The following is a 15,220-nucleotide window of genomic DNA, read 5'->3' on the forward strand; positions in this document are numbered from 1 at the left end:
CGGGTGGGGTGTTCCGTGCGGGGTGTTGGGGTCCGTGGGGGTGTGAGGGTCCGTCGGGGTGTGAGGGTCCGTCGGGTGACGGCGGGCGGAGGTCCGGCGTCCTCCGCCCGCCGCCGTTCCGGTTGCCCCGAGGGGTGGGGCGCCCCTGGAAGAGGTCACCCCTCGGGCACGGTTCGCCCTAGGAGGGCAGTTCCTTGAGCTGGATGTTGCGGAAGGAGACCTGGTCGTCGGCACCGTGGTTCTGCAGGCCGATGTAGCCGTCGGTCAGGCTCCGCTCGGGGTCCTTGTTGGTGAAGTCGTTGATCTTGACTCCGTTGAGGAACACCTGGAGGCGTTCGCCCTGGACCTTGATCTCGTAGGAGTTCCACTGCCCGGGCGGCCGCAGAACCTGGTCACGGGCCTTGATGTTCGCCGCCTTGAACGTGTAGATCGCACCGGTGGTGCGGTCCACGGCGTCCGTGGCGTCGATCTGGATCTCGTAGCCCTTGTTCACGGCTGACCAGGGGTCGTCGGAGGCCGGGAAGCCCACGAAGACGCCGGAGTTGTCGTCGCCCCACATCTTCCAGTCGAGCTTGAGGGAGTACGACTTCAGCTCCTTGGCCTGGTACCAGAGCAGGCCCATGCCGCCCTCGGACTCCAGGACGCCGTCCTTGACGTTGAACTTGCCGGGGCCGGCCTGCTTCCAGCCGTCCAGGGTCTCGCCGTTGAAGATGTCCCGGTAGCCCTTGGCGGGCTTGCAGTTGGCCTTGACCTGGCCGGTGGCGTACTGCATGCCGCCGAGCAGGTGGTTCCGGAAGGCCTCGTCCGCGTAGGACTCCTTGGTGTGGCCCATGCCGGTGTAGAAGGAGCGGCCGCCGCCGTAGTTCTGGCACCAGGCGATCGGGTGGTCGCCCTTCATGTTCCCGCCCTGGTAGGTGGTCTCGTCCAGGGTGGCGAGGACCTTGGCCTGCTCACGCGGGTTGGTGCGGTAGTTGTACCACTCGTCGGTGCGCTCCCAGGCGTCGTCCAGGTGCGCGGTGGCCGGGTGGTCGTGGTCCTCGACACGGACGGTGGCCTTCTGGATGGCCGGGTGCGAGTCGAAGTAGGCGCCGACGAGGCCGCCGTAGAACTCCCAGTCGTACTCGGTGTCGGCGGCGGCGTGGATGCCCATGTAGCCGCCGCCGTTCTTGACGTAGTTCTCGAACGCCTTCTGCTGGTCGGCGTTGAGGACGTCACCGGTGGTGGACAGGAAGGCCACCGCGTCGTACTTGGCCAGGTTGGCCGTGGTGAACTGCCCGGCCTCCTCGGTCGCGGTGACGGAGATGCCGGCCGGGGTGCCCAGCTCCTTCAGGGCGGCGATGCCCGCCGGGATGGAGTCGTGGCGGAAGCCCGCGGTCTTGGAGAAGACCAGGACCTTCTTGCCGGCCTTGAACGGCTCCTTGGAGAACTCGAAGTCGTCGATGTCGAACAGCGCGCCCTCGCCGCCCTTGAAGACCAGGTAGATGTCGGTGGTCTTCTTGGGCAGGGCCCGCAGCGGCACGTCGACGTCCTGGAAGGTCTCCCAGCTGCCGGTCGGCGGGATGTAGGCAGAACCGTGCAGCGGGCCGGTGGGCGAGCCGGTGCGCAGCTCGACGTAGCCGCCGGTGCCGCCGGAGGAGGCCCGTACGGTCAGCTTCTTCTGCCCGTCGAACTTGTAGGGGGTGAAGGAGATCCAGTCGCCGTCGTTGATGTCGCCGACGGTCTTGCCGCCGTTGGCGCCGGTCTTGTCGATGGGCGACACGCCCTGCTGGGCGGAGAAGTGCTCGGCCTGGCGGTGCGGGGGCTGGATCACGGTGCGGGCGGTGCCGGTCAGGGCCTCCTGGCCGTTGGCTCCGCCGTCGGTGTAGCTGGCGCCGACGACGCCGTAGATGTTGGCGTTGGGGTCGTGTCCGCCGTCGCCCGGCGGCGGGTTCAGGGTGCCCTCACAGCCCATCTCGCTGGTCAGCTCGTGGGCGTGGGAGTCGTGGCCGAGGCTGTAGGCGACCTTGACCTTGGAGCAGTCGATCGTCTCCTCGGGGTCGGTGACCTTCACCTTGAAGGGGATGGGCTCCCCCATGGGGAGAAGGGTGCCGTTGCCGGGGGTCTCGATGACCACCTTGGGCTCGGTGTTGCCGACCACGATGCGGACACTGGCGTTGCCGGTGTTGCCCTCGGGGTCCTTGGCCGTGAAGGTCGCGGTGTAGGTGCCGACCTTCTTGTACTTGTGGGTGGGCGTGAGCCCCTCGCCCTTGGTGCCGTCGCCGAAGTCCCAGCTGTAGGTGAGGTCCGGGGAGTCGGCGTCCTTGGCGGTGGCGGTGAAGGCGACCTTCAGGCCTGCCGCGCCGGAGGTCTTGTCGGCGCTGACCTCTGCGATCGGGGAGAAGCCGTCCGCGGCGTTCTCGATCCGGTACAGGGCGGAGTCCTTGTCGCCCTGGAACCAGGACAGGCCGTAGTCCAGGACGTAGAGCGCGCCGTCGGGCCCGAACTCCATGTCCATGATCTGGGTGCCGGTCCACGGGAAGTCGTTGATCTTCGCGACCGAGCCGTCCTCGTTCTGCTCGATCCGCTTGATCCACCGGCGGCCGAACTCACCGGCGAAGAAGTCCCCGTCGTACTCCTCGGGGAACTTGACGCTGGAGTCGAGCTCGGGGTCGTAGCGGTAGACCGGGCCGCCCATCGGGGACTCGGAACCGCTGCCGAACTCGGGCACGGAGTCGTCGTCGTACGGGATCCACGCGGCCTGCGCGGGCGGCAGGTCGGTGAGGCCGGTGTTGTGCGGCGAGGTGTTCTTCGGAGCCGCGCAGTCGAAGGTCTCGCCGGAGGTGCCGGTGGCGAAGTCGTAGTCGACGTACGGGTCGTTGTCGCCGGTGCAGAAGGGCCAGCCGAAGTTGGCGGCCTTGGTGACCTTGGCGAACTCGACCTGTCCGGCCGGGCCGCGCTTCGGGTCGGCGGCGCCCGCGTCGGGGCCGTAGTCGCCGACGTAGACCGTGCCGGTCTTCTTGTCGACGCTGATCCGGAACGGGTTGCGGAAGCCCATGGCGTAGATCTCGGGCCGGGTCTTCTCGGTGCCCGGCTCGAAGAGGTTGCCCTCCGGGATGGTGTACGAGCCGTCCTCGGCGACCTTGATGCGCAGGATCTTGCCGCGCAGGTCGTTGGTGTTGCCGGCGCTGCGGCGGGCGTCGAAGGCCGGGTTGCGGTCCGGGCGTTCGTCGATCGGCGTGTAGCCGTCGGAGGCGAACGGGTTGGTGTCGTCGCCGGTGGAGAGGTAGAGGTTGCCCTCGGCGTCGAAGGCGATGTCGCCGCCGACGTGGCAGCAGGTGCCGCGGGAGGCCGCGACGTCCAGGACCTTCTTCTCGCTGGACATGTCCAGCGTGCCGTTGGCGTTGAGGACGAAGCGGGAGAGGCGGTTGACGCCGTCGAACTCTTTGAAGTCCTCGGCGGTGCCGTTCTCCGGGGCGTCGCCCGCGGGGGTGTCGAGCGGCGGGGCGTAGTAGAGGTAGATCGCCCGGTTGTTCTCGAAGTCCGGGTCGATGCCGACGCCCTGCAGGCCCTCCTCGTCGTGGTTGTAGACGGGGATCTTGCCGGCGACCTTGGTGACGCCGCCCTGGTCGGTCAGGCGCAGTGTGCCGTCGCGGGCGGTGTGCAGGACGCTGCGGTCGGGGAGCACGGCGAGCGACATCGGCTCGCCCATCTCGGGCTCGCCCTTGGCCAGCGGTACCTGCTGGAACTGCCCCTCGGCGGCGGCTGCCGTCTCGTCGTGCTCCGGGTGGCCCGGGTGGGCGCCGGCGACGGTCGCCGGGGTGCCCACGGCCAGCAGCAGGCCGGTGAACAGGGCGAGGGTGGTGCGGAGTTTGGGGCGCCTGGTGGTGCCGGTGGCTTTGAGTCTGGTTCTGTGCACGAAGTCCCTCCGGGAACGGGGTGGGCCGTACTGGGATGGGTGCGAAGACGTGCGATGCGGGCGCCGGGGTGCGCCGTCACCCCGGAGGCGTGAGTGTCTTGAACACTTCAGGGACGGTAACCGCGTTCTTCCGGAGCCAACACCCCTTGGACCGGAGCTGGTTGAACTTTTTCCCAACTCAGGACAAAGCGGGATTCGGGCAGCCCTGACCGGGCACCGGCACGGCTGCCGGTCCCCGGTCCCGATCCGCGGTCGAACCGCGGGATCAGCTGTTGAAGGCCGCGTCGAAGGACGCGCTGGGCGGCTCGAAGTCGAAGGCCTTGAGCCGGGTGAGGGCTTCCGGTGCCCCCTGCAGCCGGTCCATGCCGGCGTCCTCCCACTCGACGGAGACGGGTCCCTGGTAGTCGATGGAGCGCAGCATGCGGAACACGTCCTCCCAGGGGACGTCACCGTGTCCGGCCGACACGAAGTCCCAGCCGCGCCGCGGGTCGCCCCACGGCAGGTGGGAGCCGAGCCGTCCGTTGCGGCCGTCGAGGCGCCTGCGGGCCTCCTTGCAGTCGACGTGGTAGATGCGGTCGCGGAAGTCCCACAGGAAGCCGACGGGGTCGAGGTCCTGCCACACGAAGTGCGAGGGGTCGAAGTTGAGGCCGAAGGCCGGCCGGTGGCCGACCGCCTCCAGCGCGCGGTGCGTGGTCCAGTAGTCGTAGGCGATCTCGCTCGGGTGGACCTCGTGGGCGAAGCGCACGCCCTCGGCGTCGAAGACGTCCAGGATGGGGTTCCAGCGGTCCGCGAAGTCCTGGTACCCGCGCTCGATCATGGATTCGGGCGCGGGCGGGAACATGGCGACCAGATGCCAGATGGCGGAGCCGGTGAAGCCGATGACGGTGTCGACGCCGAAGCGGGCGGCGGCCCGTGCGGTGTCCTTGATCTCGGCCGCGGCGCGCTGCCGTACGCCCTCCGCGTCGCCGTCGCCCCAGATGCGGGCGGGCAGGATGGCCTCGTGGCGCTCGTCGATGATGGCGTCGCACACGGCCTGGCCGACCAGGTGGTTGGAGATCGCCCAGCACTTGAGGCCGTACTTGTCGAGCAACTGATGGCGGGAGTCCACGTAGGAGGGGTCGGCGAGGGCCTTGTCGACCTCGAAGTGGTCTCCCCAGCAGGCGAGTTCGAGGCCGTCGTAGCCGAAGTCGCGGGCGAGGCGGCAGACCTCCTCCAGCGGCAGGTCCGCCCACTGTCCGGTGAAGAGCGTGAAGTTGCGTGGCATGTCGCTGCCGGCCTCCTCAGAGTCCGATGGGGGCGATCGGGGTGTAGACGGAGTTCTTCTCGGCGCTCTCCTCCACGGCCGCGAGCACGCGCTGCACCTGCAGCCCGTCGGCGAAGGAGGGTTCGGGCGCGCGGCCCTCGGCCACGGCGTGGACGAGGTCGCGCGCCTGGTGCACGAAGGTGTGTTCGTAGCCGAGCCCGTGGCCCGGCGGCCACCAGGCGTCCAGGTAGGGGTGTTCGGGTTCGGTGACGAGGATACGGCGGAAGCCCGCGTGCTCCCCCGGTTCCGTGCCGTCGTGGTACTCCAGCTCGTTGAGCCGTTCCAGGTCGAAGGCGAGCGAACCGCGCTCCCCGTTGAGTTCGATGCGCAGGGCGTTCTTGCGGCCGGTGGCGTACCGGGTGGCCTCGAAGGAGACCAGGGCGCCGGAGGTGAGACGGCCGGTGAACACGGCCGCGTCGTCCACCGTCACCCGGCCCGTCGCCCCGTCCGCCGATCCCGCGGACAGGCCCCTGGGGGCCCCGGCGGGCAGCGGACGTTCCCGTACGAAGGTCTCGGTGAGGGCGGAGACACCCGCGATCCGCTCCCCCGTCAGGTACTGGGCGAGGTCGACGATGTGGGCGCCCAGGTCGCCGAGCGCGCCCGACCCGGCCAGCTCCTTGCGCAGCCGCCAGGTGAGCGGGGCCTTCGGGTCCACCAGCCAGTCCTGGAGGTACGTCACCCTGAGGTGCCGCAGCCGTCCGACGCGTCCTTCGGCGACCATGCGCCGGGCCAGCGCGGTGGCGGGGACCCTGCGGTAGTTGAACCCGACCATGGCCAGCTGTCCGCGCGCTCCGGCCTGCTCGGCGGCGCGGGTCATCTCCTGCGCCTCCTCGACGGTGTTGGCCAGCGGCTTCTCGCACAGGACGTGTTTGCCGGCGGCGAGGGCGGCCAGGGCGATCTCGGCGTGGCTGTCGCCGGGGGTGCAGATGTCGACGAGGTCGATGTCGTCCCGTTCGATCAGGGTCCGCCAGTCGGTCTCGGTGCTCGCCCAGCCGTGCCGGTCGGCGGCGAGGCGGACGGCGTCGGCGTCCCGTCCGCAGATCGCGGCCAGTACGGGGTTCAGCGGCAGGTCGAAGACCCGGCCCGCGGTGCGCCAGCCCTGGGAATGGGCGGCACCCATGAAGGCGTAGCCGACCATGCCGACGCGCAGGGGCGGTCTGGTCGCGGACGCCCCCGTCGCCGCCCCGGCCCCGGCAGCGGTCCCGGTATCGGTCCCGCTGCCGGTCCCGGCGGCTGCCTCCTCGCTGCCGGCCCCCTCGGGCTGCTGCGGCTGTCCCATGCGGATGTCCTCCTCGTCGTGGTGGCGCGGTGGGGGGTGGGCCCCGTCCCGGCGGCGGCTGGTCGGGCCGTCGCCGGGACGGCGGCCCTCACTTGAAGCCCGTGGACATGTACTGGTCGACGTTGTCCTTGTCGACGACGGCCGAGTAGCAGGTGACGGTCGAGGGGATCTCGAACTCGGCGAGGCCGCTGACGCCCTTGCCCTGGCCGAGGGCGCGGGCCAGGTCGATCGCGGAGGCGGCCATGGTCGGCGGGTAGAGCACCGTCGCCTTCAGGACGCCGCTGTCCGCCTTGATGGCCTGGAAGGCGGACAGCGCGCCCGCGCCGCCGACCATCAGGAAGTCGTCGCGTCCGGCCTGCTCGATGGCGCGCAGGGCTCCCACGCCCTGGTCGTCGTCGTGGTTCCACAGGGCGTCGAAGTCCGACTGGGCCTGGAGCAGCTGGGCCATCTTGGCCTGGCCGGACTCGACGGTGAACTCGGCGGCCTGGCGGGCCACCTTCTTGATGTTCGGGTAGTTCTTCAGGCCGTCGTCGAAGCCCTGGGTGCGCTGCTGGGTCAGTTCCAGGTTGTCGATGCCGGCCAGCTCGATGACCTTGGCGTCCGACTTGTCCTTGAGCTTCTCGCCGATGTAGTGGGCGGCGTTGAGACCCATGCCGTAGTTGTCGCCGCCGACCCAGCAGCGGTAGGCCTGGGGGCTGTTGAAGATCCGGTCGAGGTTGATGACCGGGATGCCCGCCCGCATCGCCTTCAGACCGACCTGGGTGAGGGCCTTGCCGTCGGCCGGCAGGATGACCAGGACGTCGACCTTCTTGTTGATGAGGGTCTCGATCTGGCCGATCTGCTGCGCGGTGTCGTTGGAGCCCTCGGTGACCTCCAGGGTGACCTCGGAGTACTTCTCGGCGCGCTTCTTGGCCTGTTCGTTGACGGCGTTGAGCCAGCCGTGGTCGGCCTGCGGACCGGCGTAGCCGATGGTGACGGGCTTGCCGGGCTTGTCGTCGGCGGCCGGCTGGGTGTCCGCGGCCTTGTCGTCGCCGCCGTCGGGGTCGTTGCTGGTGCACCCCGTGAGGACGGCACCGGCGGACACGGCGGCGGCTCCGAAGAGCAGCCCTCTGCGACTCGTGAGCTTCGTCATGACGGTGAACCCTTTCCTCAATGCGTGCTTGCGGTACGGCGCTGGACCAGCACGGCGGCGACGATGATCGCGCCCTTGGCGATCTGCTGCACGTCGGTCTGCAGGTTGTTCAGGGCGAAGATGTTGGTGATCGTGGTGAAGATCAGGACGCCGAGCACGGAGCCGAGGATGTGGCCCCGGCCGCCGGTCAGCAGCGTGCCGCCGATGATCGCGGCGGCGATGGCGTCGAGTTCGTAGAGGTTGCCGTTGGTGTTCTGGCCGGAGCCGGCGAGGGCGATCAGCAGGAAGGCGGCGATGCCGCAGCACAGCCCGGACAGCAGGTAGAGGTAGAGGCGCTGGCGGCGGACGTCGATGCCGGCCAGCCGGGCGGCCTCGGCGTTGCCGCCGACGGCGACGGTGCGCCGTCCGAAGGTGGTGCGGTTGAGCACCAGCCAGCCGATGACGGTGACGGCCGCGAAGACCATGACCAGCGGAGGTATGCCGAGTACGTACGAGTCGCGCTCGGCGAGGTCGAGGACGCCCGGGACCGTGACGACCTGGGTGCGGCCGTCGGTGATCTGCAGCGCGAGGCCGCGCGCCGAGGCGAGCATGGCGAGGGTGGCGATGAACGGGACCATCTGGCCGAAGGCGATCAGCACCCCGTTGACCAGTCCGCAGCCCACGCCCACCACGACCGCCGTGAAGAGGATGCCGAAGAACCCGTACTCCTGGGTGGCGACCGTGGTCGCCCACACCGAGGACAGGGCGACGATGGCGCCGACGGACAGGTCGATGCCGCCGGAGACGATGACGAAGGTCATGCCGACGGTGACGACGCCGATCACGGACGCCTGGGTGAGCACCAACTGGAGGTTGCGGGTGTCGAGGAACGAGTCGGGCTGGGTGATGCCGCCGATGAGGACCAGGACGGCGAGTACGCCGAGCAGGGTGAGGGTGCGGACGTCGGCGCGGCCCAACCGGACCCGCCAGGCGGGCGGCCCTTCCACCGGTGCCGCCTTGTCGGTGCCGCCCCGTGGCGGGGACACGTGCTGCGTCATGACGCCGGGCTTCCTTCCATCACGAGGTCGAGTACGCGGGGTTCGTCGAGTTCGCGGGCGGGGGCCTCGTGCACGACGCGGCCCTCCCGCAGCACCAGTACGCGGTCGGCCAGGCCCAGCACCTCGGGCACCTCGCTGGAGACCAGCAGCACGGCGAGGCCCTCGTCGGCGAGGCGCCGGATGACGGCGTACAGCTCGGCGCGGGCGCCCACGTCGACGCCGCGGGTGGGCTCGTCGAGCAGCAGGACCCGGCAGCCGCGGAGCAGCCAGCGGGCGAGCACCGCCTTCTGCTGGTTGCCGCCGGACAGGGTGCGCACGGGCACGGCGGGGTTGTCGGGCCGCAGCGACAGCTCGCGGGTGGCCTCGCGGGCCGCGCCGAGTTCGGCGCCGCGGTCGATCCAGCCGCCGCGCGAGAAGCGGGACATGGCGGAGACCGACACGTTGCGGGTGACGGACTCGAGCATGAGCAGGGCCTGGGCCTTGCGTTCCTCGGGGGCGAGCCCGAGCCCGGCGCGTACGGCGGCCCGGACGCTGCCGGGCCTGAGCGGCTGCCCGCCGACGAGGACGCGGCCGGTGGTCGCCTTGCGGGCGCCGTAGACCGTCTCCAGGATCTCGGAGCGGCCGGAGCCGACGAGCCCCGCGAGGCCGACGATCTCACCGGGCCGCACTTCGAGGTCGAGCGGCGCGAACTCGCCCTGGCGGGACAGTCCTTCGACCTTCAGCACAGGTTCGGCCGCGGGTGGTTCGGCCGGCCGCTCCGGGAAGACGTACTCGACGTTGCGTCCGGTCATCAGCGCCACCACCTCGCGGGTGGGCGTGGACTCGGCGGGCAGCCCGCCGGCGACGGCCCGGCCGTCCTTGAGGACGGTGACCCGGTCGCCGATGCGGCGGATCTCCTCCAGACGGTGCGAGATGTAGACGACGGCGACTCCGTCGGCGGTGAGGTCGGCGACGATGCGGAAGAGGTTGTCGACCTCGTCCGGGTCGAGCGCGGCGGACGGCTCGTCCATCACGATCAGCCGTACGTCGTGCGACAGCGCCCGCGCCATGGAGACGATCTGCTGCTGCGCCGCCGACAGGTCCCCGACCAGCCGCCCGGGATCGACCTCGGGATGCCCGAGCCGCTTGAGCAGCTCGGCCGTCGACGCCTTGGCCGCCCTTCCCCGGACGACGAAGCCGGCGGCGGTCGGTTCGTGGCCCAGGTGGACGTTCTCGGCGACCGACAGGTGCTCGACCAGGTCGAGTTCCTGGTAGATGGTGGCGATGCCCAGGCGCATGGCGGCGATCGGCGAGCGCAGGGTGACGTCCTCGCCGCGCCAGCGGATGGTGCCGGTGTCGGGCTGGTGGGCGCCGGCCAGCACCTTGATGAGGGTGGACTTCCCGGCGCCGTTCTGGCCGAGGAGGCAGTGCACCTCGCCGGCCTGGACGTCGAGGTCGACGCCGTCGAGGGCCCGGACGCCGGGGAACGACTTGGTGATGCCGGACATGCTGAGCAGAGGTGGTTCTGGTGCCATGTGAGGTCCCCTCGGCGGGCTTGCGGGCCGGTGTCAGGGCAGAGCGGAGCAGGGCGTGGCGAAGCGGGTGACGGTGATGCGGAACAGGGCATGACGGGGTGGAGCGCCGTGCTGGTGGATCTGCGGTACCGAACGAGTGCTGCGCGGGTGAGAAAGCGAGTGCTACGCGGGTGAGAACAGGTGGTCGCTGATCAGCCGGGCCGCGCCGATGACTCCGGCGGTGGGACCCAACTCCCCCAGGACGATGGGCAGGTTGCCGGTCGCCAGGGGCAGCGACTGGCGGTAGACCTGGGTGCGGATCGCGGCGAGCAGGTTGTGGCCGAGGCCGGTCACCCCGCCGCCGATCACCACCAGGCCGGGGTTGAAGAAGCTGACCAGGCCGGCGATGACCTGGCCGGTGCTGCGGCCGCCCTCGCGGATCAGGTCGAGCGCGGTGGCGTCACCCGCGGCGGCAGCGGCGGCGACGTCGGCGGCGCTGAGGCCCCCGTTCGCCTCCAGCCGGTTCGCGAGTTCGGCCGAACGGCCCTGCTCGGCGGCCTCCGTGGCGTCGCGGGCCAGGGCCGCGCCGCTGAAGTGGGCCTCCAGGCAGCCGCGGTTGCCGCAGGCGCACTGACGTCCGTCGGGCACGGCCTGGATGTGCCCGATGTCGCCCGCGCTGCCCGTGGTCCCGCGGTACACGTCCCCGCCGACGACGATGCCGCAGCCGATGCCGGTACCGATCTTGACGACGAGGAAGTCCTGCTGGGTGCGGGCGACGCCCGCGTGCTGTTCCCCCAGCGCCATCAGGTTCACGTCGTTGTCGACCATGACGGGGCAGCCGAGTTCCTGGCTGAGCGCCTCCCGCACGGGGAAGCCGTCCCAGCCCGGCATGATCGGCGGCGCCACCGGCACGCCCTCGGGGAAGCGGACCGGTCCCGGGACGCCGATGCCGGCGCCGTCGAAGCCCTCCGCGAGCCCGGAGGCCCGCAGCTTGGCGGCCATCGACAGCACCTGCTCGAAGACCGCGACCGGACCCTCGCGCACGTCCAGGGGCTGGTTGATGTGCCCGAGGATCTCCAGCTCGGCGTTGGTGACGGCGACGTCGACCGAGGTCGCGCCGATGTCGACGCCGAGGAACCGCAGTTCGGGGTTGAGCCGGACGTTGTGGCTGCGGCGCCCGCCGCGCGAGGCGGCGAGTCCGTCGGCGACGACGAGTCCGGTCTCCAGCAGCCGGTCCACCTCGACGGCCAGTTTCGACCGGGAGAGGTCGACCTGGTCGCCGAGCTGGGCGCGGGAGTTGGGCCCACCGTCGCGCAACAGCTGGAGCAGGCGCGCTTGGTGGGCGTTCGCGGGTCGTGCGGTCATGCGTCTCACGAGCCCCTCCCCGCCTCAATCGGCTGTGAGTGTGCCGGTCTTCCGGCCTCGTCCAGTGGCTTGCTTTCGGAGGGAACGTAGCAGCGGGCGCCGGGTGTGGGAAGAAGTTACGCAGGAATTGCCGCGAACTTTCTCCACTGAGTGGACAAAGAAGGGGCCGGCGCCGGACGGCCGCGCACACGACGAGGCCGCCCGGCGAACCTGCCGGGCGGCCTGCGCACAAGCTCCGAACGGGCCCTGAACGGGCTCCGCCCTCAGGATTCCCCGCGTGCGTGGTACGAACGCCGGGTGTGTTCCGTGTGTTCGCGCATCAGCCGGGTCGCCGCCTGCTCGTCCCGCTCGGTGATGGCGGCGATCAGCTTGCGGTGCTCGATCCAGGACTGCCGGCCGCGCTGCCGGGCGACCGGGGTGTAGTACCAGCGGACCCGGCGGTCGACCTGTGCGGCGAGTTCGGCGAGGACGGTGTTGCCCGCCAGCTCCATGACCTTGCGATGGAAGCGGGCGTTGAAGGCGACGGCGGCGTCCACGTCCTCGGCGGCGACGGCCCGCTCCCCCTCCGCGCACAGCTCCTCCAGCGCGGCGATGCCGGCGCTGGAGGCGTTGGCCGCGGCGAGCCGCGCCGCCTCGGCCTCCAGGAGCGTACGTACGGTCAGGAGCTGGTCGGCCTCCTCCTCCGTCGGCTCGTGCACGAAGGCGCCCTGCGCGGGGCGCAGATCGACCCAGCCCTCGGTGTTGAGCCGCTGCAGCGCCTCGCGCACCGGCTGCCTCGACACCCCGAGATGACCGGCGAGTTCGCTCTCCACGAGGTGCTGGCCCGGCTGGAGGGCCCGCGTGGTGATGAGTTCGAGCAGCGCCTCGTAGACGCGGTCCCGCAACGGGCCGGGCCGCTCCAGCTTGGGCACCGCGCCCTGCGGCAGTCCTGCGGACAACATCGGTCCCCCCTCGACGGCCGGCACACAACCAGTACGCGCGACACTCGTACACGCAAGTATTGATTGTCTTTCGTCTACAGTCTACGGCGCGCTCCCGGCATGCCGGTGTGTAGACCACGTCACACCGCGGGGCGGCGGGGTGTCAGGGGCAGCGGACGACCTGTCCCGCGTAGGAGAGGTTGCCGCCGAAGCCGAAGAGCAGCACCGGGTCCCCGGTGGTGATCTCGCCCCGCTCGACCAGCTTGGAGAGGGCCAGGGGAATGCTCGCCGCCGACGTGTTGCCGGACTCCACGACGTCGCGGGCGACGACGGCGTTCACGGCGCCGATCTTCGCGGCGAGGGGTTCGATGATGCGCAGGTTGGCCTGGTGCAGGACGACCGCGGCGAGGTCGGCCGGGGCGAGACCGGAGCGCTCGCAGGCCTGGCGCGCGATGGCGGGCAGCCGGGTGGTCGCCCAGCGGTAGACGCTCTGCCCCTCCTGTGCGAACCGCGGCGGTGTCCCCTCGATGCGGACCGCGTTGCCCATCTCCGGCACCGACCCCCACAGCACCGGCCCGATGCCGGCCTCCTCGCCCGGCGCGCACGCCTCGACGACGGCGGCCCCGGCCCCGTCCCCGACCAGCACACAGGTGCTGCGGTCGGTCCAGTCGACCACCTCGGACATCTTGTCCGCGCCGACGACCAGGGCCCGGCTCGAGGATCCGGCCCGTACGGCGTGGTCGGCGGTGGCCAGGGCGTGGGTGAAGCCGGCGCACACGACGTTGAGGTCCAGTGCGGCGGGGCCGGGGATGCCGAGGCGGGCCGCGACGCGGGCGGCGGTGTTCGGGGAGCGGTCGATCGCGGTGGAGGTGGCGACCACCACCAGGTCCACGTCGGCGGGGGTCAGCCCGGCCGCCGCGAGCGCCTTCGCGGAGGCGTGGCCGGCCAGCTCGTCGACCGGCTCGTCGGGTCCGGCGATCCGGCGCGTACGGATGCCCACCCGGCTCGTGATCCACTCGTCGCTGGTGTCGACCATGCCCGCCAGGTCCTCGTTGGTGAGAACCTTGGCGGGCTGGTAGTGGCCGACGGCGGTGATGCGGGAGCCGTGGTGCATGGGTGGAGTCCTCGCTGCCTCGGGGTACGGGATCCACCAGTGTGATCAGTGACCGACGGGTACGGCGGCAGGTGATACGACAGGAAACCGGCGCCCGGCTTGTCGGCTTCGGTCAGCATCCTCCGCCGCCGTCGGCCGTCGCCGCTCCCCTGCCCCCGCCCTCACCCGGTGAAGAGCTGGGTCGCCTTCCGGACGAGTTCGTAGAGCCCGTAGGCGAGCGGCGCTCCCACCCAGAGCCAGGTGAAGGCGATCAGCGGCCGCCGGCCGGGCGGCCCGGCCGCGTCAGGCGGACTCTGGCTGCTGTCGGCTGACATCGTTGCCCTCCTTCTGCGCGGGCTGCGCGGGGACGGTGGCGGCGGGTTCGTGGTGCCGGGCGTGCACGGGCCGGATCAGTTCGTTGGCGACGAAGCCGACCACCAGCAGCCCGATCATGATGAGGAAGGACGTGCCGTACAGCGCCGAGCCGTGCCGTCCGGCCTCCTCCTGGTGGTCGGCGATCCAGTTCACGATGAGCGGCCCGAGGACGCCGGCCAGCGACCACGCGGTGAGCAGCCGTCCGTGGATCGCGCCGACCTGGTAGGTGCCGAAGAGGTCCTTGAGGTAGGCGGGGGCGGTGGAGAAGCCGCCGCCGTAGAAGGACAGGACGACCAGGGCGCACAGGACGAACAGCGGCTTGGAGGAGTCGCCGAACAGCGCGATCAGGGTGTACATCAGCGCGCCGACGCCGAGGTACACGCGGTAGATGTTCTTGCGTCCGATCAGGTCGGAGGCGGAGGACCAGCCCAGTCGGCCCGCCATGTTGGCCGCCGACAGCAGCGCCACGAACCCGGCCGCCGCGGTGGCCGACACCGGTGTGGAGGTGTCGGCGAAGAAGTCCCGGATCATCGGCGCGGCCTTCTCCAGGATGCCGATACCGGCCGTGACGTTCATGCAGAGCACGATCCACAGCAGCCAGAACTGCGGGGTGCGCATGGCCGAACGCGCCGAGACCTGGACGCCTTCGAGCGGCGCGGGCCGCCCGTCCGCCCGCTCCCTGGGCCGCGGCACCCGCACCAGCAGCACGCCGAGCAGCATGAAGACGGCGTACGTCAGTCCGTGGACGAGGAAGGCGAGGGCGATCCCCGAGTTGTCGGTGCCGAAGGACTTCAGCATCTGCGCCGACCAGGGCGAGGCGATGAGCGCGCCGCCGCCGAAGCCCATGATGGCGATGCCGGTGGCCATGCCGGGCCGGTCCGGGAACCACTTGATCAGCGTCGAGACGGGCGAGATGTAGCCGATGCCGAGGCCGATCCCGCCGACGAAGCCGTAGCCGAGGACGATCAGCCAGTACTGCTCCACCGCCGCGCCGAGCGCGGACAGCAGGAAGCCGGACGAGAAGCAGACCAGGGCGACGGTCATCGCCCAGCGGGGCCCGTGCCGTTCCACGAGCGTGCCGCCGAACGCGGCGGACAGACCGAGCATGACGATGCCGAGCTGGAAGGGCAGCGCGCTCTGCGTGCCGCTGAGGCCGAGCGCGGACTCCAGAGGCGGTTTGAACACGGACCAGGCGTAGGCCTGCCCGATGGAGAGGTGGACCGAGAGAGCGGCCGGGGGAACGAGCCAGCGGCTCCAGCCCGGGGGTGCGACGGGGGGACTCATGGGTCCCCAACCGTAGGCATCCGGAAAGCGCTTGAGAAGACTGT

At 70.9% G+C, this 15,220-nt stretch carries 11 protein-coding genes; all 11 read right to left on the reverse strand.

Going from position 1 to position 15,220, the window contains the following annotated elements; translation table 11 throughout:
• Nucleotides 1-178 precede the first annotated feature (178 nt).
• The gene (locus NI25_RS05580) at nt 179-3,895 is read right to left on the reverse strand and encodes a ThuA domain-containing protein (protein ID WP_061441378.1); all 3,717 of its coding nucleotides are present in this window, start codon (nt 3,893-3,895) and stop codon (nt 179-181) included.
• A gap of 265 nt (nt 3,896-4,160) precedes the next feature.
• Nucleotides 4,161-5,159, reverse strand: a complete 999-nt coding sequence (locus NI25_RS05585) for a sugar phosphate isomerase/epimerase family protein (protein ID WP_061441379.1) — start codon at nt 5,157-5,159, stop codon at nt 4,161-4,163.
• Nucleotides 5,160-5,175: 16 nt separating this feature from the next.
• Nucleotides 5,176-6,477 carry a Gfo/Idh/MocA family protein gene (locus NI25_RS05590; protein ID WP_061441380.1) on the reverse strand — a complete coding sequence of 434 codons (1,302 nt, stop codon included), beginning with the start codon at nt 6,475-6,477 and terminating at the stop codon, nt 5,176-5,178.
• 88 nt (nt 6,478-6,565) lie between these two features.
• On the reverse strand, nt 6,566-7,609 hold the full coding sequence (locus NI25_RS05595; protein ID WP_061441381.1) for a substrate-binding domain-containing protein: 1,044 nt from the start codon (nt 7,607-7,609) through the stop codon (nt 6,566-6,568).
• Between the two features lie 17 nt (nt 7,610-7,626).
• Nucleotides 7,627-8,646 (reverse strand): ABC transporter permease, encoded by a 1,020-nt coding sequence (locus NI25_RS05600; RefSeq protein ID WP_061441382.1) that lies wholly within the window; start codon nt 8,644-8,646, stop codon nt 7,627-7,629.
• On the reverse strand, nt 8,643-10,160 hold the full coding sequence (locus NI25_RS05605) for a sugar ABC transporter ATP-binding protein (protein WP_061441383.1): 1,518 nt from the start codon (nt 10,158-10,160) through the stop codon (nt 8,643-8,645). Before NI25_RS05605 ends, NI25_RS05600 begins: the two co-directional genes overlap by 4 nt.
• 162 nt (nt 10,161-10,322) lie before the next feature.
• Nucleotides 10,323-11,504, reverse strand: a complete 1,182-nt coding sequence (locus NI25_RS05610) for an ROK family transcriptional regulator (RefSeq protein WP_061441384.1) — start codon at nt 11,502-11,504, stop codon at nt 10,323-10,325.
• Between the two features lie 263 nt (nt 11,505-11,767).
• Nucleotides 11,768-12,445 (reverse strand): GntR family transcriptional regulator, encoded by a 678-nt coding sequence (locus NI25_RS05615; RefSeq protein ID WP_061441385.1) that lies wholly within the window; start codon nt 12,443-12,445, stop codon nt 11,768-11,770.
• Between the two features lie 142 nt (nt 12,446-12,587).
• Nucleotides 12,588-13,538 (reverse strand): beta-ketoacyl-ACP synthase III, encoded by a 951-nt coding sequence (locus NI25_RS05620; RefSeq protein WP_061441386.1) that lies wholly within the window; start codon nt 13,536-13,538, stop codon nt 12,588-12,590.
• 161 nt (nt 13,539-13,699) lie between these two features.
• Complete coding sequence (locus tag NI25_RS39605) at nt 13,700-13,852, reverse strand: MFS transporter small subunit (RefSeq protein ID WP_199560829.1); 153 nt, start codon at nt 13,850-13,852, stop codon at nt 13,700-13,702.
• Nucleotides 13,821-15,176: an OFA family MFS transporter gene (locus tag NI25_RS05625; protein ID WP_061441387.1), complete on the reverse strand. Its 1,356-nt coding sequence runs from the start codon at nt 15,174-15,176 to the stop codon at nt 13,821-13,823. Before NI25_RS05625 ends, NI25_RS39605 begins: the two co-directional genes overlap by 32 nt.
• Nucleotides 15,177-15,220: the final 44 nt, after the last annotated feature.

Origin of the sequence: Streptomyces sp. CCM_MD2014 (assembly GCF_000772045.1) — a bacterium.
In the GTDB taxonomy this organism is placed as follows: Bacteria; Actinomycetota; Actinomycetes; order Streptomycetales; family Streptomycetaceae; genus Streptomyces; species Streptomyces salinarius.